Source organism: Pseudomonas sp. S10E 269 (genome assembly GCF_002798465.1).
In the GTDB taxonomy this organism is placed as follows: domain Bacteria; phylum Pseudomonadota; class Gammaproteobacteria; order Pseudomonadales; family Pseudomonadaceae; genus Aquipseudomonas; species Aquipseudomonas pergaminensis.
In genome coordinates this window covers 3,189,920-3,210,526 of the sequence record NZ_PHIJ01000001.1, presented here as the reverse complement: position 1 = coordinate 3,210,526, position 20,607 = coordinate 3,189,920, and the positions used below count along the sequence as shown (strand labels likewise).

The window sequence follows — 20,607 nt, the reverse complement described above, 5'->3', positions numbered from 1 at the left end:
GATACACCGCATTCGCGAGCAAGCCCGCTCCCACACTGATCGCCCTGTATTCAAATACATCGCATGGCCTATCCAACCAGGAGCTCAACCAACATGGTCGTTAACTGCACCACCCTTGGAGAAGTCCGAAACAATATCGACCGCGTCGACGAGCAAATCGTCACCCTCCTGGCAGAGCGCGGCCGCTACGTGTCACAGGCGGCGCGTTTCAAGAAAGATGCTGAAAGTGTCAAGGCTGCGCAACGAGTTGAGCAGGTGATTGACAAGGTGCGGGAGTTGTCCAACGCAGCGGGCGCCAACCCGGAGGTCACGGAGCAGGTGTATCGCGCGATGATTGCGGCGTTTATCCAGCAGGAATTGGCGGAGCATTCTGCACTGCTAGGCACTGCTTAACCTGCAGAAGCCGGCTCCTGCAAATTTTGGATTTGCCCACGCCTTTCTCACCTCCCTTTCACACCGCCCCGACAAATCCCCTTCTAGACTCTCCCTATCAGCCGTGAAACGGCCAGGGAGTACGCCATGTGGCGGTCTGCGGTATTGCTGTGTGCAGTGATGTGGTTGGCCGGCTGCCAATCGACCCATGAGGAGTTGCTGGCCAAAGGTTACCCACCGGCGTTTGCCGATGGTTTTGATGATGGCTGCAGCAGTGGTCGCCAGGCGGCGGGGGTGATTACCGGGGAATTTCGCAAGAACGTGCCGCGGTATCTGAAGGACCGCCAATACGCCGAAGGGTGGGAGGATGGTTTTCGCCAATGCAAGGCCATGCACGAGAACGAGGAGTTGCGCGATTACAAGGAGCGCCACTGGGACGACCGTGATCGCGAATGGCAACAGGAGAAAGACCGCGACGCAGCCCGGGCCTATCGCTCGCAATAGGTCGCTTTCAGACATCCATCGAAACTAAAGCGCGGCGACCATGGCCCAAACTCCATAGAGGGAGAACGTCATGAGCCGAGCTTTTGTAAACGAAGACAACGCTGCTGCCCAGGCCGACCAGCCGGTGGAGCGCCAGGTCAGCGAGCAACCTAACCGCCTCACCGCGCAAGGGCTGGCGCAGTTGCAGGCCAAGGTTGCACAGTTGCAGCAGGAATACAGCGCCGAATCCGCCAGGGGTGAGCACGCTGATAAACAGCGCCAGGCGGACCTTGAACGGGATTTGCGCTACTTCAATCAACGGGTGCAGAGCGCCCAGGTCGTGGCGCCCGTCACCTCCACCGACAAGGTGCAGATCGGCAGTTGGGTGACGTTCGCCAATGAGCAGGACGAACAGCAGCGCATTCAATTGGTCGGCGAAGACCAGGCCGATGCCGGCGCAGGCTTGATCAACTGGGGCTCGCCTTTGGGCCGCGCCTTGCTGGGCGCCCAGGTCGGCGACGAGGTACTGTGGCAACGCCCCGTCGGCAATCAGTTGATCGAAGTGCTGCGTATCGAGGCCGAGGCTTAGACGATGCCTTGAGCCAGCATCGCGTCGGCGACTTTCACGAAGCCCGCGATGTTGGCGCCTTTTACGTAGTTGATCCGGCCGTTTTCTTCGCCGTAATGCACGCAGGCATGGTGGATCGACTGCATGATGTTATGCAGCTTGCTGTCCACCTCGCCCGCCGTCCACAGCAGGCGCATGGCGTTCTGCGACATTTCCAGGCCACTCACCGCGACGCCGCCGGCATTGGAGGCCTTGCCCGGCGCGAACAGAATCCCCGCCTCGATAAAGATATCCACAGCCTCCAAGGTGGTCGGCATGTTGGCGCCTTCGGCCACGCAGATGCAGCCGTTGCGCAACAAGGTGCGGGCGGCTTCGGCGTCAAGTTCGTTCTGAGTGGCGCAGGGCAGCGCGATGTCGCAGGCCAGTTCCCAGGGGGTCTTGCCTTTACGGAACTCCAGGCCGAAACGCTCGGCCAGTTCGCTGATGCGCCCACGCTGCACGTTTTTCAGCTCCAGCAGGGCCGACCATTGCGCTTCGGTCAAACCGCTTTCGGCGTAGAGAGTGCCTTCGGAGTCGGACAGGGAAATCACTTTGCCGCCCAGGTCCATGACCTTGCGCGCCGCGTATTGCGCCACGTTGCCGGAGCCGGACACCGCCACACGCTTGCCTTCGACCCGCTGACCATTGCGCTTGAGCATCTCTTCGGCGAAGTACACGCAACCAAAACCCGTCGCTTCCGGGCGGATCAGGCTGCCGCCATACGTCATGCCCTTGCCGGTCAACACCGAGGTGAACTGGTTGCTCAGGCGCTTGTACTGGCCGAACAGGAAGCCGATTTCGCGGGCGCCCACGCCGATATCACCGGCCGGTACGTCCACGTCTGCGCCGATATGCCGGTACAACTCGCTCATAAAGGCCTGGCAGAAGCGCATGACTTCCGCATCGCTCTTGCCCTTGGGATCGAAATCCGAGCCGCCTTTGCCGCCGCCCATGGGCAACGAGGTCAGGGAGTTCTTGAAGGTCTGTTCGAAGGCGAGGAATTTCAGTACGCCCAGGTTCACCGACGGGTGGAAACGCAGGCCGCCTTTGTAAGGGCCGATGGCGCTGTTCATCTGGATACGGAAGCCGCGATTGACCTGGACCTTGCCGTGATCATCCACCCACGACACCCGGAAGGTAATCGCGCGTTCCGGCTCGCAGATGCGCTCCAGGATGCCCGAGTTCAGGTAGTGGGGATTGGCTTCAAGGAACGGCCACAGACTACGTAGGACTTCTTCTACGGCCTGGTGGAATTCTGGCTGGTCGGGGTCGCGTTTCTTGAGGCGGGCAAGGAAGGATTCGACGGATTCGATCATGAAAAGTCTCGGCAAATTGATTGTTTTTTAATGAGATTGAGCCGGACCTTAGCAATTCACGCCGCACCTGAAAAGCGCAAAATGTCGCCTTTATGAATTTAAATGGTGCACTAGATATAAATAAATACAGTATTTCGCCCCCAAATGGGGATTTCAGCTCAAGCCGTGCACCAATAAGTCATCAGCCATCACAGACACATTGATCGAGTCCATCTGCATCAGCGCGGTCAAATGTGGGAGCTGGCTTGCCTGCGATGGGTCCACCTCGATCTCCCTGAAAAACACATAAAAAAACGGAGCCCGAAGGCTCCGTTTTTTCAAACCAACCCGAATCAGGCCAGTTTTTTGTGCCGTACACGGTGCGGCTGGGCAGCAGCGTCGCCCAGGCGCTTCTTACGGTCCGCTTCGTACTCGGTGTAGTTACCCTCGAAGAACACCGCTTGCGAGTCGTCTTCGTACGCCAGGATGTGCGTCGCGACGCGGTCAAGGAACCACCGATCGTGAGAGATCACAATCGCAGCGCCCGGGAAGTCCAGCAGGGCTTCTTCCAGGGAACGCAGGGTTTCAACGTCGAGGTCGTTGGACGGTTCGTCGAGCAGCAACACGTTACCGCCCTCTTTCAGGGTCAGGGCCAGGTGCAAGCGACCGCGCTCACCACCGGACAGGTCCTTGACGAACTTCTGCTGATCGCCGCCCTTGAAGTTGAAACGACCGACATAAGTACGCGACGGGATTTCATAGTTGCCGATGCGAATCTGGTCGGAGCCGTCGGAAATCTGCTGGAACACGGTCTTGCTGCCGTCGAGGTCGTCGCGGCTCTGGTCCACACAGGCCAGTTGCACGGTTTCGCCGATCTCGATGCTGCCGGAGTCCGGGGTTTCCTTGCCCATCAGCATGCGGAACAGCGTGGATTTACCCGCACCGTTACCACCGATAACGCCGACGATCGCGCCTTTTGGCATGGAGAAAGACAGGTTGTCGATCAGCACGCGGTCGCCATAGCCTTTGGACACGTTCTTGAACTCGATGACCTTGTCACCCAGGCGCGGACCGGCCGGGATGTAGATCTCGTTGGTTTCGCTGCGCTTCTGGAATTCCTGCGATTGCATTTCTTCGAAGCGCTGCAGACGTGCCTTGGATTTGGACTGGCGGGCCTTGGCGCCTTTGCGCACCCACTCCAGTTCTTCCTTCATAGCTTTTTCATGGGCCGATTGCTGCTTGGATTCGGCAGCCAGACGGTCGGACTTGGCTTCCAGCCAACCGGAGTAGTTGCCCTCGTAAGGGATACCGGCGCCACGGTCGAGCTCGAGGATCCAGCCGGCAACGTTGTCCAGGAAGTAACGGTCGTGCGTGATTGCAACCACGGTGCCCGGGAAATCGTGGAGGAAATGCTCCAGCCAGGCGACGGAATCGGCGTCCAAGTGGTTGGTCGGTTCGTCGAGCAGCAGCATGTCGGGGGCCGACAGCAGAAGGCGGCACAGGGCCACACGACGCTTTTCACCACCGGACAAGTGTTCGACCTTGGCGTCCCACGCCGGCAAGCGCAGCGCGTCGGCAGCGACTTCCAGCTGGCGCTCCAGGTTGTGACCGTCGCCGGCCTGCAGGATGGCTTCGAGCTTGGCTTGTTCGGCGGCGAGCTTGTCGAAGTCGGCATCCGGTTCGGCGTAGGCGGCGTAGACCTCGTCCAGGCGCGCCTGGGCGTCCTTGATCACGCTGACGGCCTCTTCGACCACTTCACGCACGGTTTTGGCCGGGTCCAGCTGAGGCTCTTGCGGCAGGTAGCCGATGTTCAGCTCGGGCATCGGGCGGGCTTCGCCTTCGAACTCGGTGTCGACGCCGGCCATGATTTTCAGCAACGTGGACTTACCCGAACCGTTGAGGCCGAGCACGCCGATCTTGGCGCCTGGGAAAAAGGACAGCGAAATATTTTTCAGGATTTCCCGCTTCGGAGGGACAACCTTACCCAGCCGATGCATGGTGAAGACGTATTGAGCCAAAATGTGGACCTCATGAAAAAGTGAGAACAGGCCTACGTAGCGTCATGGCGCTGTACATAGCATTGCGAATCCTCAAGGTTAACCTAAGTGACCGAGCGTATCGAAATCTATCTGTTAGATTAGCTGGCCATCCCCCTCAGCGGCTCCAGGAAACACCCTTCATGCTCAGCGTCATGTCTGCACTCGGGTTGCTGCTATTAATGCCGGGCCCCACCAATACGCTGTTGTTGCGCTCGGGATTACTCGCCGGCTTCAAGCGCGCCTGGCCACTGAGCCTTTTGGAGTGCCTGGCCTACCTGCTGCAAATATCCTTTTGGGGCTACCTGCTCGGCCATCTGGGTGACAGCGCGCCCTGGGGCCTGAAGCTGGTGCAGTTCGCGTCGGTCTGTTATTTGATCAGGACGGCCTACCTGCTGTGGTGCAATCCCGACGAAACACTCAAATCAGCGCCTGAAGCCCGCGTCTCCAGGCTGCATTTCTTTTTGCTGACGCTGATCAATCCCAAGGGTTTGCTGATCGTTTCGTTTATCGTGCCGCTGCAGACGTTTGCCGACGTGGCCCTGTATATGCAGTTCGTCGCGCAATTCACCCTTGTGGTGGTGCCGGTTGGGTGCGTCTGGGTGTTGTTTGGCGCGCGCATCAAACGGCGCGGTTACGCCTGGTTGACGCCGCACACGATCAACCGCACGGCCTCTGTGGTTATCGGCCTCTTCACGCTGGCAATCCTGACTCGGCTGGCGGACAGCCTGATCCACACCGGCGGCGTGCTTTAGTCCCGCCAGGCGGGGCTGGCACTTTGCCACAAGTCAAGGCATGCTAGCCGCCCTCCGGGCGTCCGGCTTATAGTGCACGTCGCGCGCCAGTCCAGCCAAACCGCAGGATCACAGCTTGTCCAAAGTCACGCCGCCAACTCCTCTGCGCGCCGCTCATATTGCGCCGGGAGCGCCCCTGCACGGCACCCTCAAAGGCGCGTTGGCGACGCTTGTCCTCATGCTGCTCGCGTTATTGTTCTGGCAGTTGCTGGACCAATTGCAGCAAAACCAGAAGAACCAGCAGCAATACACCATCGACTACAGCGCCGACCTGGCTGAACAGATCAGCCTGAACATGGCCCTGAGCGCAAAGATCGCCCTGAACCTGCTGCCGATGGTCGAGCCACCGCGCGACAGCGAACAACAACAGGCGTTGATGCGCACCTTGCAACGCTCGCTGCCGGAACTGCGCAGCGTCGCCCTGCTCGCCCCCAGCGGCGCAATGATCAGTGACAGCGCCACCGACAGCCAGGACAGCGCCTGGCTGGAAGAATTGGTACAGCGCAGCCATGCCCAGTCCTATTACCTGAGCAACAGCAACGACGGCACCATCATCTATCTGTTGCTGCACCAGCCCAGCGGCGGTTCACGCCTGTACTGGGCGTTGCGCCTGGCGCCCAACTACCTGGCCAACCTCACCCGCCAGGACGGCGAGGGCCAGCGCCCGATGTGGGTCATCGAGAATCGCGTCAACCATCGCGTCATCAACCGTGACAGCGGCATGCCAGCCCAATGGGCCGGCGCCCTCACCCCGGACGAACTGAATAAAAGCGTACTGGTCACGCCCCTGAGCAAAAGCGACTGGCAACTGCGCGGGCTGTTCGACCGCACGGCCGTGCTGGAGCAATTGCTCCCGGCCTTCATCGGCAAATGCCTGCTGGGCCTGGCGTTCTCACTGGTCCCGGTGATCGTGCTGCTTAACATGCGCCGTCGCCAGCGCCAGGTGCACGAAGGCCGCCGGCGCTACCAGGACATTTTCGAAGGCACCGGCGTGGCCCTGTGCGTGCTTGACCTGTCGGGCCTGAACGCCTTCTTCGACAAGACGCTGCTCGAAACCCGCGAGCAGTTGCACGCTTGGCTGCAGGACAACCCCGACCAGCGCCAGCAACTGCTCAAGGAACTGCGCATCACCGAGGTCAACCAGGTGGCGGTGCGACTGCTCAACGTGGGCTCCTGTGAGGAGGCCTGGGAACGCCTGATCGATGACTGCCCGCGCAATGCCACGTCCATCGGTTACCAGATTCTCGAAGCCGTGCTGACCCAACAGCACCAGTTGGAGCTGGAAATCCAGCTCAAGGACGTGGCCGGCAACGAACAATACCTGTGGCTGGTGATGCGCCTGCCGGAGCAGCAGGACGACTTCAAGGCCGTGATCCTCAGCATCAGCGATATCACCAGCCGCAAGCTGATCGAGCTGTCGCTGGTGGAGCGTGAGAGCTTTTGGTCGGACGTGGTGCGCACTGTGCCCGACCACCTGTACGTGCAGGACGTGATCAGCCAACGGATGATTTTCAGCAACCACCATTTGGGGCACACCCTCGGCTACAACAAGGCCGAACTGCAGCAAATGGGCGAGTACTTCTGGGAAATCCTGCTGCACCCCGAGGACGCCGAGCATTACCACGACTTGCGCCTGGCGCAACGCCAGGTCGGCTATACCACCCAGTTGCAATGCCAGCTGCGTTTCCGTCACCACAACAACCAATGGCGGCGCTTTGACATCCGCGAACAGGCCCTGGCCCGCGACAAGTCCGCGCAGATCACCCGCATCATCGGCGTGGCCAAGGACATCACCGACCAGATCGAAGCCAGCGAATCCCTGCGTGACAGCGAACAACGCTACCGCATGCTCGCCGAAAGCATCAGCGACGTCATCTGCTCCACTGACAGCCAGTTGGCCCTCAACTACATCAGCCCCTCGGTCAACGCCGTGCTGGGCTATGACGTGGACTGGGTGTTCAAGAACGGCTGGCAGTCGATCATCGCCAACCCGCAGCAACTGACCGGCATTTATAGCCTGGTGGAACAGGTCAGCCGTGCATTGGGCAATGTCGAGGCACTGAACACGCTGCGCGACGAAGTTCAGACCCAGTTGTTCCTGTTCGACTGCCTGCGCGCCGATGGTCGCAAAGTGCCGATCGAGCTACGCCTGGTACTGGTGTGGGACGAACATGGCGCCTTCGAGGGCATCCTCGGCGTAGGCCGTGATATCAGCCAGCAACGCCGCGCCGAAAAAGACCTGCGCATGGCGGCGACGGTGTTCGAGCACTCCACCTCGGCGATCCTGATCACCGACCCTGCGGGTTATATCGTGCAGGCCAACGAGGCCTTCAGCCGGGTGAGTGGCTATGCGGTCAGCGATGTGCTCGACCAATTGCCGAACATGCTCACCGTCGACGAACAACAGGAAGCCCACCTGCGCTACGTGCTCAAGCAGTTGCACCAGCACAGCACCTGGGAAGGCGAAGTGTGGCTCAAGCGTCGCAATGGCGAGCATTACCCGGCGTGGGTGGGCATTACCGCCGTGTTCGACGACGAAGGCGACCTGGCCAGCTATGTGTGTTTCTTCAGCGACATCAGCGAGCGTAAGGCCAGCGAGCAGCGCATCCACCGCCTGGCCTACTACGACGCCCTGACCCATCTGCCCAACCGCACGCTGTTCCAGGACCGTCTGCACACCGCGCTGCAGTCGGCCGAACGGCAGAAGTCGTGGGTGGTGCTGATGTTCCTCGACCTCGACCGTTTCAAACCGATCAACGACTCCCTCGGCCACGCCGCCGGCGACCGCATGCTCAAGGAAATGGCCACGCGCCTGTTGGGCTGCGTGGCCGAAGACGACACCGTGGCGCGCATGGGCGGCGACGAGTTCACCTTGCTCCTGCAACCGCGGGTCAGCCGCGAGATGGCGCTGAACCGGGCGATTCATGTGGCCGAGCAGATCCTCGCCAGCCTGGTGAAACCCTTCGTACTGGAAGGCCGCGAGTTTTTTGTGACCGCCAGCATCGGCATCGCCCTCAGCCCGCAGGACGGCAATGAGCTGAGCCAACTGATGAAAAACGCCGACACCGCGATGTACCACGCCAAGGAGCGCGGCAAAAACAACTTCCAGTTCTACCAGGCCGACATGAACGCCAGCGCCCTGGAACGCCTGGAGCTGGAAAGCGACCTGCGCCACGCCCTGGACCAGAACGAATTCGTGCTCTATTACCAACCGCAGTTCAGCGGCGACGGCAAACGCCTGACCGGCGCGGAGGCCTTGCTGCGCTGGCGCCACCCGCGTCGTGGCCTGGTGCCGCCGGGGGACTTCATCCCGGTGCTGGAAGAGCTGGGCCTGGTGGTGGACGTGGGTGACTGGGTGATCAGCGAAGCCTGTCGCCAGCTCAAGACCTGGCACCAGAACAAGGTGCGCGTGCCGAAAGTCTCGGTGAACATCTCTGCGCGGCAGTTCTCCGACGGCCAGTTGGGCACGCGCATCGCCACCATCCTCAAGGACACTGGCCTGCCGCCGGCGTGCCTGGAGCTGGAGCTGACCGAAAGTATCCTGATGCGCGAAGTCAACGAGGCCATGCAGATTCTCGACAGCCTGAAAAACCTGGGCCTGAGCATTGCGGTCGACGACTTCGGCACGGGCTATTCGTCGCTCAACTACCTCAAGCAATTCCCCATCGACGTGTTGAAGATCGACCGCACCTTCGTGGATGGCCTGCCCTCCGGCGAACAGGATGCGCAGATCGCCCGCGCCATTATCGCCATGGCCCACAGCCTGAACCTGGCGGTGATCGCCGAGGGTGTGGAAACCCATGAGCAGCTGGACTTCCTGCGTGAGCATGGGTGTGACGAGGTGCAGGGTTACCTGTTCGGGCGGCCGATGCCGGCGAACCGGTTCGAGGCGCAGTTCAGCAATGATGCCCTCTTCATGTTCGACTGAGTTTTTTGCTGGGGCGGATGGCCTCATCGCAGGCAAGCCAGCTCCCAGCCTTGAATGGGTTCACCGATCAAAATGTGGGAGCCGGGCTTGCCCGCGATAGGGCCGGCCCTGGCACCGCTTATCCCCAGATGAGCCCCGCTTATCCGCGACATGATGTCCTTTCATATGCCATCTAAAACCCATTGGGTTAGAATGCCCTCCTTTTCTGCCCCCGATCCTTGAGGACCGCCATGTTCAGCCGTGATTTGACTATTGCCAAGTACGACGCCGATCTCTTCGCCGCCATGGAGCAAGAAGCCGTGCGCCAGGAAGAGCACATTGAGCTGATCGCTTCGGAAAACTACACCAGCCCTGCGGTGATGGAGGCTCAAGGTTCGGTTCTGACCAACAAGTACGCCGAAGGCTACCCAGGCAAGCGCTACTACGGTGGTTGCGAATACGTCGACGTGGTTGAGCAACTGGCCATCGACCGTGCAAAGGAACTGTTCGGCGCCGATTACGCCAACGTCCAGCCGCACGCCGGCTCCCAAGCCAACAGCGCCGTGTACCTGGCCCTGCTGCAAGGTGGCGACACCATCCTGGGCATGAGCCTGGCCCACGGCGGTCACTTGACCCACGGCGCCAGCGTTTCCTCCTCCGGCAAGCTGTACAACGCCGTTCAATACGGTATCGATGCCAACGGCCTGATCGATTACGACGAAGTCGAGCGCCTGGCGGTTGAACACAAGCCAAAAATGATCGTGGCCGGTTTCTCTGCCTACTCGCAGATCCTGGACTTCCCACGTTTCCGCGCAATCGCTGACAAAGTGGGCGCGTACCTGTTCGTCGACATGGCTCACGTGGCCGGTCTGGTCGCCGCTGGCGTCTACCCGAACCCGGTGCCTTACGCTGACGTCGTGACCACCACGACCCACAAGACCCTGCGCGGTCCACGTGGCGGCCTGATCCTGGCGCGCGCCAACGCTGACATCGAGAAGAAGCTGAACTCCGCTGTATTCCCAGGCGCCCAAGGCGGTCCGCTGGAGCACGTGATCGCCGCCAAAGCGATCTGCTTCAAGGAAGCCCTGCAGCCTGAGTTCAAGACTTACCAGCAACAAGTGGTGAAAAACGCCCAGACCATGGCCAGCGTGTTCATCGAGCGCGGTTTTGACGTGGTGTCCGGCGGTACTGAGAACCACCTGTTCCTGCTGTCGCTGATCAAGCAGGACATTTCCGGTAAAGATGCTGATGCTGCCCTGGGCAAAGCCTTCATCACCGTGAACAAAAACTCCGTGCCGAACGACCCACGTTCGCCGTTCGTCACCTCGGGCCTGCGCTTTGGCACCCCGGCGGTGACCACTCGCGGCTTCAAGGAAGCAGAGTGCAAGGAACTGGCTGGCTGGATCTGCGACATCCTGGCTGACCTGAACAACGAAGCGGTGATCGACGCGGTACGTGAGAAGGTCAAGGCCATCTGCAAGAAGCTGCCGGTGTACGGCGCTTGATTGCAGTTGCTTGAACAAGAAGCCCGGCTCTAGAGCCGGGCTTTTTTATGCCTGTTGTTCGGCGCTCCCACTGTGGGAGCTGGCTTGCCTGCGAAAGCGGCCTGACAGCTGGCACATCATTGGCTGACCCACCGCCATCGCAGGCAAGCCAGCTCCCACAGTGGGCCGTATTTCAATTCAAGACTGGTAAACCTTGGCAAAGCCGTCGCGGATTTTGTCTTCCGGTAGCTCATCGGCAATAAACACAATCACGCTCTCGCGCACCTCGCCTTCGGCCCACTCAGTATCCCAATCGAAGCCGTAGAGCTTCAGCACGCCCTGGAACACCATGCGCCGGTCTTCGCCGGCAATGTTCAGCACGCCCTTGTAACGCAGCAATTGCTTGCCGTGGTCTTCCAGCAGGTCGTTCATAAATTCGCTGAGCCGGTCGATATCCAGCGGCTCTTCAGTCCGCAGCACCAGGCTGGAAATTCGGTCGATGGACGGCGCGCCACTGACCGGGCGCAGGCTCATGCCGGCGTTGAGGTTGAAGCCGCGCACATCGAGCAATTCCGCCAGGTCGATGTTGCCATGGTCCACCACACGAATCGGCGCACGGCGGTTGATGCGGGTGAGGCGCTCGCTGAGTGCGTCGAACGTGGCGTCATCCACCAGGTCACGCTTGCTCACCAGCAGGCGGTCGGCAAAGCCAATCTGGGCCTGGGCGATGGTCTGGGTCAGGTGGTGCTCGGCGTGGGCCGCGTCCACCAGGGTGATGATGCCGTCGAGGATGTAGCGCTCGCGCAGGTCCTCGTCGATGAAAAAAGTCTGGGCCACGGGTGCCGGGTCGGCCAGGCCGGTGCACTCGATCACCAGGCGGTCGAAGGCGATCTCGCCGCTGTCCAGGCGTTCAAGCAGCAGGTACAGGGCTTTGGTCAGGTCGGTGTGGATGGTGCAGCACACGCAGCCGTTGGACAGGGTCATGACTTGCACAGGCTCGGCACCCAACAGCTGGGTGTCGATGCCGGCGTCACTGAATTCGTTTTCGATCACGGCGATTTTAAGCCCGTGCTCGGCTTTGAGCAGATGGCGTAGCAAGGTGGTCTTGCCGGCGCCGAGGAAGCCGCTGAGGACGGTGACCGGGATGGGAGAGGACAAAGAATTCTCCTTGAAGAAACACAAAACAAATGTGGGAGGGGGCTTGCCCCCGATAGCCGTGTGTCAGGCACTTATCTGTCACTGACACACCGCTATCGGGGGCAAGCCCCCTCCCACAAGGGATCACTGCCCGCCCGAACTATCGGGTTAGCAGCACTTGGGCCCACCCTTGCCACCGTAACGGGCCTCTTGGCGTTCCCGGAAGAACGCCTTGTAGTCCATCACCGGTTTGTCCGGGTGTTTGGTTTGCATATGCTCGACGTAGGTGTCGTAGTCGGGCATGCCGACCATCAGGCGCGCGGCCTGACCGAGGTATTTACCGAGGCGACTGATGTCATTGAACATGGTTGCAATCCTCGATTACGCGTCCGGTACCGCCTGGAACGGGGCTTCTTTATCCGTACGCTCTTTGTTGCCCCAGGCGGCGACGCCGACCTTGAGCGCATAGAACAGGATGCTGAATACCACGAACAGGAACAGCGCCGTCAGCGTTGCGTTGGTGTAGGCGTTCCAGATCACGTGCTGCATCTGGTCGATGCTCTTGGCCGGGGCCAGGATCTGGCCGTTGGCCAATGCATCGCTGTACTTCTTGGCCAGCGACAGGAAGCCGATCGCCGGGTTGGCGTCGAACAGCTTGATGAAGCCCGCGGTGGTGGTGCAGATCAGCAGCCAGACGGCCGGCAGCATGGTCACCCAGATGTAGCGTTGGCGTTTCATCTTGATCAGCACAACCGTTGCAAGCATCAGCGCGATACCGGCCAACATCTGGTTGGAGATACCGAACAGCGGCCACAAGGTGTTGATGCCGCCCAGTGGGTCGATCACGCCTTGATACAGCAGGTAACCCCACATGGCCACGCAACCGGCGGTCGCGATCAGGTTGGCGGTCCACGACTCGGTGCGTTTCAGCGCCGGCACGAAGGAGCCCAACAGGTCCTGCAGCATGAAGCGACCGGCACGGGTACCGGCGTCGACGGCCGTCAGGATGAACAGCGCTTCGAACAGGATCGCAAAGTGGTACCAGAACGCCATGGTGTTCTCACCCGGCAGTACGCTGTGCAGGATCTGCGCGATACCCACCGCCAGGGTCGGAGCACCACCGGCACGTGCCAGGATGGTGGTTTCACCGATGTCATGGGCCACGGCAGACAGCGCTTCGGGCGTAATCGCAAAGCCCCAGCTGCTGACAGTCTGTGCCACGGTGACCACGTCGGTGCCGACAATCGCGGCCGGGCTGTTCATGGCGAAGTACACGCCCGGTTCGATCACCGACGCGGCAACCATCGCCATGATGGCCACGAACGACTCCATCAGCATGCCGCCGTAACCGATATAGCGGGCATGGCTTTCATTGGCCAGCAACTTCGGCGTGGTGCCCGAAGAGATCAGCGCGTGGAAACCCGAGACCGCGCCACAGGCAATGGTAATGAACAGGAACGGGAACAGGCCGCCCTTCCACACCGGGCCGGTGCCGTCGATGAACTGGGTCAATGCCGGCATTTTCAGGTCGGGCATGGTCACCAGGATGCCGATGGCCAGGGCGATAATGGTGCCGATTTTCAGGAAGGTGGAGAGGTAGTCACGTGGCGCCAGGATCAGCCACACCGGCAGTACCGCCGCGACGAAACCGTAGCCGATCAGCATCCAGGTGATCTGGATCCCGGTGAAGGTGAAGGCCTTGGCCCAGACCGGGTCAGCTGCAATCTGCCCGCCCAGCCAGATCGACCCGAGCAGCAACAGCACGCCGATGATCGAAATTTCACCGATGCGGCCTGGGCGGATGTAGCGCATGTAGATGCCCATGAACATCGCGATCGGGATGGTCGCCATCACCGTGAAGATGCCCCACGGGCTCTCGGCCAGGGCCTTGACCACGATCAGCGCCAGCACCGCGAGGATGATGATCATGATCAGGAAGCAGCCGAACAGCGCGATGGTCCCCGGGATGCGGCCCATCTCTTCGCGAACCATGTCGCCGAGAGAACGACCGTTACGACGCGTGGACAGGAACAGGATCATGAAGTCCTGCACCGCGCCGGCCAGCACCACGCCGGCAATCAGCCAGAGCGTGCCGGGCAGGTAGCCCATTTGCGCCGCCAGCACCGGGCCGACCAACGGGCCTGCACCGGCAATCGCCGCAAAGTGGTGACCAAAAAGGATATGTTTGTTGGTCGGCACATAGTCCAGACCGTCGTTGTTGAGCACTGCGGGGGTGGCCCGCCGTGGATCGAGTTGCATCACGTTGTTAGCGATGAACAGACTGTAGTAACGGTACGCAACCAGGTAGATGGCCACAGCAGCGACCACAATCCACAAGGCGTTGATCGCCTCGCCGCGGCGCAAGGCCACTACGCCCAGGGCGCACGCTCCTACAATTGCCAGCACCAGCCAGGGTAGGTGGCGTAGCAGGCTATTATTATTTTTCATTTTTATATTCCAGCCAGGGTGGACAGAAAGGACAGCCATCCGGAGTTTAGCGCTACTGGCCTTAAAGGCCACCCCCCTACGTTGGTCTAGAGCCTTGCGGCGGCAAAAAAAGCAGAAATAAATGCCCGATGATGGCTCGGGGCTACAATCCCTCTATCCACAGAGGATTTGACCATGAGCGAGCAACCCTCAGATCGCCGACGTTTTCGGCGTATTGCCTTTGATGCGCGCACGACCATTGCACAGGACGCCTGGAATTGGCCGGTGCAACTGGTGGATTTATCGCTGAAAGGTTTACTGGTGCAACGGCCCGACGACTGGCGGGGTAATCGCGCGGAGCCCTTCGACGTGGATATTCGCCTCGATCCGCAGGCGCATATCAAGATGCAGGTAAAACTCGCCCACGACGATCATGGCCAGTTGGGCTTTGAGTGCGAGCACATTGATGTGGAGTCGATCAGCCATTTGCGGCGGCTGATCGAGCTGAACCTGGGTGATGAGGAGGAACTGCACCGGGAGTTGGCGGCATTGTTAGAGGCCTAACGACCAACATCTAAAAAATGTGGGAGCTGGCTTGCCTGCGATAGCAGAGTGTCAGCTAATGCTGTGCAAGCTGATCCACCGCAATCGCAGGCAAGCCAGCTCCCACATGGAACACTGTGCCAGTGAGTTCTTCGATTATTCGAAGAGTGCATCCAGCGCTTGTTCCAGGCGCGTCACCCCAATGATCTGAATGCCCGGCGGTGATTCCTTGGGCGCATTGCCCTTAGGCACGATCGCCCGCTTGAAGCCATGTTTGGCCGCCTCCTTCAAACGTTCCTGCCCACTCGGCACCGGGCGCACCTCGCCCGACAAGCCGACCTCGCCGAACACCAGCAAGTCATGGGGCAATGGCCGGTTGCGCAGGCTGGACATCACCGCCGCCATCAATGCCAGGTCGGATGCGGTCTCCAGCACCTTGACCCCGCCGACTACGTTGAGGAACACGTCCTGGTCGTGGGTGGGAATACCGCCGTGGCGGTGCAACACGGCCAGCAGCATCGCCAGGCGGTTCTGATCCAGGCCCAGGGTCACACGGCGCGGGTTGGCCAAATGGCTGTCATCCACCAACGCCTGGACTTCAACCAGCATCGGCCGGGTGCCTTCCCACGTGGCCATCACCACACTGCCTGGGACTTCTTCCTGGGCGCGGGTCAGAAAGATCGCCGACGGGTTGGAGACTTCTTTCAGCCCACGGTCAGTCATGGCAAACACACCCAACTCGTTCACCGCGCCAAAACGGTTCTTCACCGCCCGCAGCAAACGTAGGCGGCCATCGGACTCACCTTCGAAATACAGCACGGTGTCGACCATATGCTCCAGCACCCGTGGCCCGGCCAAAGCGCCCTCCTTGGTCACATGGCCGACCAGGAAAATCGCCGTGCCGCTCTGCTTGGCGTACCGCACCAGCAGCGCCGCACTCTCGCGCACCTGGGACACGCCACCCGGCGCCGACTGCAATTGCTCAGTGAAGATCGTCTGGATCGAGTCGATTACCATCACCTTGGGCTTTTCGATACGGGCCGTGGCAATGATGCTTTCGATGCAGGTTTCGGTCATGACCCGCAACTGGTCCTGGGGCAACCCCAAGCGACGGGCGCGCATGGCGACTTGCTGCTGGGATTCTTCGCCGGTGACATACAGCGCCGGCATGCGACTGGCGATGCTGCACAAGGTTTGCAGCAGGATGGTCGACTTGCCGATGCCCGGATCACCACCGATCAGCACCACTGAGCCGTCCACCAGGCCGCCGCCCAGCACGCGGTCCAACTCGCCGGACGCGGTGGAGAAACGCGGGATCTCTTCGACGCTGACTTCGGCCAGGGTCTTGATCTGTGCGTGTTGCCCGGTCCAGCCGGCACGACCGGTGGGGGCTGCGGCGCCGCCACTCTCGATCATGGTTTCAGTCAGGGTGTTCCACGCGCCGCACTCGGTGCACTGGCCGGCCCACTTGGGAAAGGTCGCGCCGCACTCCGTGCAGCCGTACATGCGCTTGGCCTTTGCCATTTGAGAACCTCCAACCGAAAAACCGCGATGATAGCTCAGCGCGACGCCGGGGTCCGGATTTCACCGCTGGCCAATCGTGAAGCACTGTTGCCGACCGGGTCTTCGGCGTTGAGATCGGCGCCTCTGGCTTTCAGTTCGTCCAGCAACTCGATCCGCTTGAACAGCCCGGCGTACATGGCCGCCGTCTGCCCGGCGCCGTTGCGCTGGTCGGGGTTGCAGTCGGTGGCCAGCAGGCGTTGGGCGATTTTCAGTTCGCCTTTGAAGATCGCGCCCATCAGCGCCGTGTTGCCGCGTTTGTCCTGCACGCAGGCGTCGGCACCGGCGTTGAGCAGGCGCTCCACGAACGGGCCCTGGCCGTGGTAGGCGGCGAGGATCAACGCGGTGTAGCCCTTATCGTCTTGGGTGTTGAGGCTGTAGCCGGAGTCGATGAAGGTGTTGAGCATGTCGAGGTCGCCACGGCGGGCGGCGTCGAAGTAATAGTCCTGCAGTTGTGTCTTGAGCTTCGCAGGGTCGGCCGGTTCGGCCCACGCACCGAACGCCAGGCATGCCAACACTGCGCCTATGAAAATTCGCATAGCCAATCCTCCGTATTACCCCCCTTTGCAGGAGCCGGCTGGCCGGCGATGGCGTATTCGAGGACGCCATCGCCGGCAAACCGGCTCCTACAAGGGGTTGCCTGGTTAGTCGGTGAGTTTTGCCGCCAGCGCCTTCACGCGCGCCAGGTCACCCTTGGCAACCTTGGCCACGCCAGTGCCGTACTCGGGATCGGCCTTGTAGAGGAACGACAGGATGATGTGCTTGCTCTCGTCATCGGTAGTCGCCAGCGAGCCGCCGAAGTTGTCGATCAGGTCCTGGCGCTCTTTCTTGCTGTAAGAACGGTACAGGTCACCGGCCTGCTTGAAGTTCTGCTCACGCTGGATCTTCGCCTGCTGGGTGCTGCCCGACAGTGCCGACTGGCTGTAGCGCGCGGTTTGCGGCTCTTCCCGTGGCAACAGGCGGCTTGGCTGGTAGTTCACGCCGGTCGCGGTCTTGCCGAAGTTCATCGCGCCGTCCTGGTTGCCGTTATTGACGGTCACCCGTGGGGCGTTGATCGGCAGTTGCAGGGCATTGGCGCCCAGGCGGTACATCTGGGTGTCGGCGTAGGAGAACACCCGGCCTTGCAGCAGACGGTCTTCCGACGGTTCGATTCCCGGCACCAGGTTGGCCGGGGCCATGGCCACTTGCTCGGTTTCCTGGAAGACGTTGGCCGGGTTGCGGTTCAGCACCATTTGCCCGACTTTGCGCTCGGGCACATTCGGCCAGATCTTGGTGGCGTCCAGCGGGTCGAAATCGAACTTGGCCAGGTCTTCAGGCTTGAGCACCTGCACGTACAGGTCCCACTTGGGGAAGTCGCCCTTGTTGATATGCGTGACCAGATCGTTGGTCATATGGCTGTAATCGCGGCCCTGCACTTCGGTGACTTGCTTGGGATCAAGGTTCTTGATGCCTTGCAGGCTCTTCCAATGGAACTTGACGTAGTGCACTTCGCCCTTGGCGTTGATCAACTTGTAGGCATGGACGCCGTTGCCGTCCATTTCCCGGTAGCTGGCCGGGGTGCCGGAGTCGGAGTACAGCTCGGTCAGCGTACGAGTGGCTTCGGGCACATGGGAGAAGAAGTCGAAGCGACGGGAGTCATCGTCCAGGTTGGTGCGTGGGTCCGGCTTGAAGGCGTGGACCATGTCCGGGAACTTGATGGCATCGCGGATAAAGAACGTCGGGAAGTTGTTGCCTACCAGGTCCCAGTTACCTTCTGCGGTGTAGAACTTGGTGGCGAAGCCGCGTGGGTCACGCAGGGTTTCCGGGGAGTGGTTGCCGTGGACCACGGCGGAGAAGCGCACGAATACCGGCGTGGCTTCGCCGGCGGCGAACACCTTGGCCTTGGTCAGGTCGCTGAGGTTGTCAGTGACGGTGAAGGTGCCGTGGGCGCCGGTGCCACGCGCGTGCACCACCCGCTCAGGGATGCGCTCGCGGTCAAAACGCTGCAGTTTTTGAATAAGCTGTACGTCTTGCAGCAGCACCGGGCCAGTAGCGCCGGCGGTCTGCGAGTTCTGGTTGTCACCCACGGCAGCGCCATTATCGCGGGTCAGGTTGGCGGCTTGCACAGACAGGGAAAGCAGGCTGGCAGTCACCAGCACCAACGCAGATCGCGCTGAAACAGGCCTGCGGCTCATTGGATTCTTCATCGAGGTTTCCTCTGGTTTTTTTGGTGCACATTCAGTTGTGCTTGCCAGAGGCTAGTGACCCGAGCGTCAGAAGATAAATAGAAAAGCCGTACCAACCCGATTAATAAAATAATGTGGTAACCCACTGATATAGCGGGTATTTCGCGCGCGATTAGTGGCACTTTGCAAACTATTTGCGATTTAATGTGTCGATAAAAACTAACAGTGTTAACAGTTGTGTCGGGCAAGCCCGCTATGACTGAATTACACTGGGTTCCACCCTTCTCATCTGTAACAAGGAATAACCTATGGGCGTGATCAGTGAGTTCAAGGCCTTCGCGGTCAAAGGTAATGTGGTCGACATGGCCGTCGGTATTATCATCGGCGCAGCCTTCGGCAAAATTGTTTCCTCGTTTGTAGGCGACGTGGTGATGCCGCCGCTCGGTCTGCTGATCGGGGGGGTGGATTTCGGCGACCTGGCGATAACGCTCAAGGCAGCGCAAGGCGATCTGCCTGCGGTTGTCCTGGCGTACGGCAAGTTCATCCAAAGCATCATCGACTTTGTCATCATCGCGTTTGCGATCTTCATGGGTGTGAAGGCAATCAACCGCCTGAAGCGTGAAGAGGCCGTGGCGCCGAGCCTGCCACCGACGCCGAGCAAGGAAGAAGTGTTGCTGGGTGAGATCCGCGATCTGCTCAAGGCACAGAACGACAAGCCGCTTCAGTAAAGACCGGTTTGAAAAAAAAGGCGCCTGCTTGAGGCGCCTTTTTTATTACCAGTAGTTTTCCACCGCCACCTGGCCGGGGCGGCGGCTCAAGCTCAGGTTCATGTCGCGCTGTTTGAGTAACTGGCGCGTGTCATCGACCATCTGCGGGTTGCCGCAAATCAGCACGCGCGAATATTCCGGGGTCAACTCGACGCCGGCTGCGCGCTCCAGCTCGCCACTCTCTATGAGGGTGGTAATGCGCCCGTTCAGTGCGCCCGGATGCTGTTCACGGGTGACGGTCGGGATGTAGGTGAGCTTGTGCGCATATTCAGCCAGGTACTCGCGTTCGCCCAGTTCCTTGATCAGGGTTTGGTAAGCCAACTCCTTGGCCTCGCGTGCGCTGTACACCAGGATGATGCGTTCGAATTTCTCCCAGACCTCGAAGTCCTGCAGGATCGACAGAAACGGCGCTACCCCGGTGCCGGTGCCCAGCATCCACAAGTCACGGCCATCCACGAACCGGCTCAACGTCAGGAACCCGGTGGCCTGGCGCTCCACCATCAAGGTATCGCCCACCCGCAGGCGGCTCAGCTCACTGGTGAACTCACCGTCCGGGACGACGATGGAGAAGAAGTCCAGGTGCTCGTCAAACGGTGATGACACCAAGGAGTACGCACGCCATACGGTGCTCCCATCCGCCTTGGTCACCCCCAGGCGCACGAACTGGCCCGCGGTAAACCGAAAGCCCGGGTCACGAGTGGTGCGCAAGGTAAACAGGCTGGGGGTCAGCGATTGCACGTCGAGCAAGGTCTGGCGGGTAAATTTCTCAGCACTGGCCGTCATGGGGGGCTCCGTTCTACAGGTGCCCTAGTGTCCCTCAAAGTCGCGCGCGGAAACACCCACGCAGGGTAGTGGCATCATCAACGCACACGATAATGGCAATATAATTGCACCACTAATTAATTCGCTATTAGCATTCCCGGCAGGTTTATAAACAGGTTGTTAGTTGCCCGCTACAGCATCTTCAAGCCCCTAAAAAGCCGGGACTTTCCAACTAGCAGCTAGCAGCGCCAACTGACCCCTGGCAGAA

At 60.5% G+C, this 20,607-nt stretch carries 17 protein-coding genes; 8 read left to right on the top strand and 9 right to left on the bottom strand.

Annotated features, from left to right (window positions below):
• The first annotated feature begins 93 nt into the window (after positions 1-93).
• From CWC48_RS14920 to CWC48_RS14910, 3 genes are all read left to right on the top strand, one after another.
• Positions 94-393, top strand: a complete 300-nt coding sequence (locus tag CWC48_RS14920) for a chorismate mutase (RefSeq protein ID WP_099490998.1) — start codon at positions 94-96, stop codon at positions 391-393.
• Between the two features lie 126 nt (positions 394-519).
• Positions 520-876, top strand: a complete 357-nt coding sequence (locus CWC48_RS14915; protein WP_100492127.1) for a hypothetical protein — start codon at positions 520-522, stop codon at positions 874-876.
• Between the two features lie 70 nt (positions 877-946).
• On the top strand, positions 947-1,444 hold the full coding sequence (locus CWC48_RS14910; RefSeq protein ID WP_100492126.1) for a GreA/GreB family elongation factor: 498 nt from the start codon (positions 947-949) through the stop codon (positions 1,442-1,444).
• On the opposite strand, the gene gdhA is transcribed toward CWC48_RS14910, so the two are convergent.
• Both gdhA and ettA read right to left on the bottom strand, forming a co-directional pair.
• Positions 1,441-2,778 carry an NADP-specific glutamate dehydrogenase gene (gdhA, locus tag CWC48_RS14905; RefSeq protein WP_100492125.1) on the bottom strand — a complete coding sequence of 446 codons (1,338 nt, stop codon included), beginning with the start codon at positions 2,776-2,778 and terminating at the stop codon, positions 1,441-1,443. The genes CWC48_RS14910 and gdhA overlap by 4 nt on opposite strands.
• A gap of 332 nt (positions 2,779-3,110) precedes the next feature.
• The gene (gene ettA / locus CWC48_RS14900; protein WP_025859215.1) at positions 3,111-4,775 is read right to left on the bottom strand and encodes an energy-dependent translational throttle protein EttA; all 1,665 of its coding nucleotides are present in this window, start codon (positions 4,773-4,775) and stop codon (positions 3,111-3,113) included.
• A 161-nt stretch (positions 4,776-4,936) separates the two neighbouring features.
• Between ettA and CWC48_RS14895 the strand changes: the two genes are divergently transcribed.
• The 3 genes from CWC48_RS14895 to glyA all read left to right on the top strand — a co-directional run bounded on the left by CWC48_RS14895 (position 4,937) and on the right by glyA (position 10,999).
• Positions 4,937-5,548 (top strand): LysE family translocator, encoded by a 612-nt coding sequence (locus tag CWC48_RS14895; protein WP_100492124.1) that lies wholly within the window; start codon positions 4,937-4,939, stop codon positions 5,546-5,548.
• A gap of 115 nt (positions 5,549-5,663) precedes the next feature.
• On the top strand, positions 5,664-9,515 hold the full coding sequence (locus tag CWC48_RS14890) for a bifunctional diguanylate cyclase/phosphodiesterase (protein WP_100492123.1): 3,852 nt from the start codon (positions 5,664-5,666) through the stop codon (positions 9,513-9,515).
• Positions 9,516-9,745: 230 nt separating this feature from the next.
• Positions 9,746-10,999, top strand: coding sequence for a serine hydroxymethyltransferase (gene glyA / locus CWC48_RS14885; RefSeq protein ID WP_017737423.1), 1,254 nt, complete (start codon positions 9,746-9,748; stop codon positions 10,997-10,999).
• A 177-nt stretch (positions 11,000-11,176) separates the two neighbouring features.
• On the opposite strand, the gene yjiA is transcribed toward glyA, so the two are convergent.
• From yjiA to CWC48_RS14870, 3 genes are all read right to left on the bottom strand, one after another.
• Positions 11,177-12,136 (bottom strand): GTPase, encoded by a 960-nt coding sequence (gene yjiA, locus CWC48_RS14880; protein ID WP_100492122.1) that lies wholly within the window; start codon positions 12,134-12,136, stop codon positions 11,177-11,179.
• Between the two features lie 147 nt (positions 12,137-12,283).
• On the bottom strand, positions 12,284-12,481 hold the full coding sequence (locus tag CWC48_RS14875) for a YbdD/YjiX family protein (protein ID WP_003194308.1): 198 nt from the start codon (positions 12,479-12,481) through the stop codon (positions 12,284-12,286).
• A gap of 15 nt (positions 12,482-12,496) precedes the next feature.
• Complete coding sequence (locus tag CWC48_RS14870) at positions 12,497-14,563, bottom strand: carbon starvation CstA family protein (protein WP_034107129.1); 2,067 nt, start codon at positions 14,561-14,563, stop codon at positions 12,497-12,499.
• 174 nt (positions 14,564-14,737) lie between these two features.
• On the opposite strand from CWC48_RS14870, the gene CWC48_RS14865 reads away from it, so the two are divergent.
• Complete coding sequence (locus CWC48_RS14865) at positions 14,738-15,106, top strand: PilZ domain-containing protein (protein WP_100492121.1); 369 nt, start codon at positions 14,738-14,740, stop codon at positions 15,104-15,106.
• A gap of 135 nt (positions 15,107-15,241) precedes the next feature.
• Here CWC48_RS14865 and radA read toward each other — a convergent pair whose 3' ends face one another.
• From radA to katB, 3 genes are all read right to left on the bottom strand, one after another.
• Positions 15,242-16,609, bottom strand: coding sequence for a DNA repair protein RadA (gene radA, locus CWC48_RS14860; RefSeq protein ID WP_100492120.1), 1,368 nt, complete (start codon positions 16,607-16,609; stop codon positions 15,242-15,244).
• Between the two features lie 35 nt (positions 16,610-16,644).
• Positions 16,645-17,184 (bottom strand): ankyrin repeat domain-containing protein, encoded by a 540-nt coding sequence (locus CWC48_RS14855; RefSeq protein WP_099491006.1) that lies wholly within the window; start codon positions 17,182-17,184, stop codon positions 16,645-16,647.
• A 105-nt stretch (positions 17,185-17,289) separates the two neighbouring features.
• A complete protein-coding gene (katB, locus tag CWC48_RS14850) occupies positions 17,290-18,831 on the bottom strand; it encodes a catalase KatB (RefSeq protein WP_100492119.1) in 1,542 nt (513 codons plus the stop codon).
• Positions 18,832-19,118: 287 nt separating this feature from the next.
• On the opposite strand from katB, the gene mscL reads away from it, so the two are divergent.
• Positions 19,119-19,538, top strand: a complete 420-nt coding sequence (gene mscL / locus CWC48_RS14845; RefSeq protein ID WP_078050265.1) for a large-conductance mechanosensitive channel protein MscL — start codon at positions 19,119-19,121, stop codon at positions 19,536-19,538.
• 45 nt (positions 19,539-19,583) lie between these two features.
• On the opposite strand, the gene CWC48_RS14840 is transcribed toward mscL, so the two are convergent.
• Positions 19,584-20,360 carry a ferredoxin--NADP reductase gene (locus tag CWC48_RS14840; RefSeq protein WP_100492118.1) on the bottom strand — a complete coding sequence of 259 codons (777 nt, stop codon included), beginning with the start codon at positions 20,358-20,360 and terminating at the stop codon, positions 19,584-19,586.
• Positions 20,361-20,607 lie beyond the last annotated feature (247 nt).

Bases quoted from the DNA above. Each gene is read 5' to 3' on its own strand.
- CWC48_RS14920 (WP_099490998.1), top strand. From the start codon at position 94: ATGGTCGTTAACTGCACCACCCTTGGAGAAGTCCGAAACAATATCGAC.
- CWC48_RS14915 (WP_100492127.1), top strand. From the start codon at position 520: ATGTGGCGGTCTGCGGTATTGCTGTGTGCAGTGATGTGGTTGGCCGGC.
- CWC48_RS14910 (WP_100492126.1), top strand. From the start codon at position 947: ATGAGCCGAGCTTTTGTAAACGAAGACAACGCTGCTGCCCAGGCCGAC.
- gdhA (WP_100492125.1), bottom strand. From the start codon at position 2,778: ATGATCGAATCCGTCGAATCCTTCCTTGCCCGCCTCAAGAAACGCGAC.
- CWC48_RS14895 (WP_100492124.1), top strand. From the start codon at position 4,937: ATGCTCAGCGTCATGTCTGCACTCGGGTTGCTGCTATTAATGCCGGGC.
- glyA (WP_017737423.1), top strand. From the start codon at position 9,746: ATGTTCAGCCGTGATTTGACTATTGCCAAGTACGACGCCGATCTCTTC.
- CWC48_RS14875 (WP_003194308.1), bottom strand. From the start codon at position 12,481: ATGTTCAATGACATCAGTCGCCTCGGTAAATACCTCGGTCAGGCCGCG.
- CWC48_RS14870 (WP_034107129.1), bottom strand. From the start codon at position 14,563: ATGAAAAATAATAATAGCCTGCTACGCCACCTACCCTGGCTGGTGCTG.
- CWC48_RS14865 (WP_100492121.1), top strand. From the start codon at position 14,738: ATGAGCGAGCAACCCTCAGATCGCCGACGTTTTCGGCGTATTGCCTTT.
- radA (WP_100492120.1), bottom strand. From the start codon at position 16,609: ATGGCAAAGGCCAAGCGCATGTACGGCTGCACGGAGTGCGGCGCGACC.
- CWC48_RS14855 (WP_099491006.1), bottom strand. From the start codon at position 17,184: ATGCGAATTTTCATAGGCGCAGTGTTGGCATGCCTGGCGTTCGGTGCG.
- katB (WP_100492119.1), bottom strand. From the start codon at position 18,831: ATGAAGAATCCAATGAGCCGCAGGCCTGTTTCAGCGCGATCTGCGTTG.
- mscL (WP_078050265.1), top strand. From the start codon at position 19,119: ATGGGCGTGATCAGTGAGTTCAAGGCCTTCGCGGTCAAAGGTAATGTG.
- CWC48_RS14840 (WP_100492118.1), bottom strand. From the start codon at position 20,360: ATGACGGCCAGTGCTGAGAAATTTACCCGCCAGACCTTGCTCGACGTG.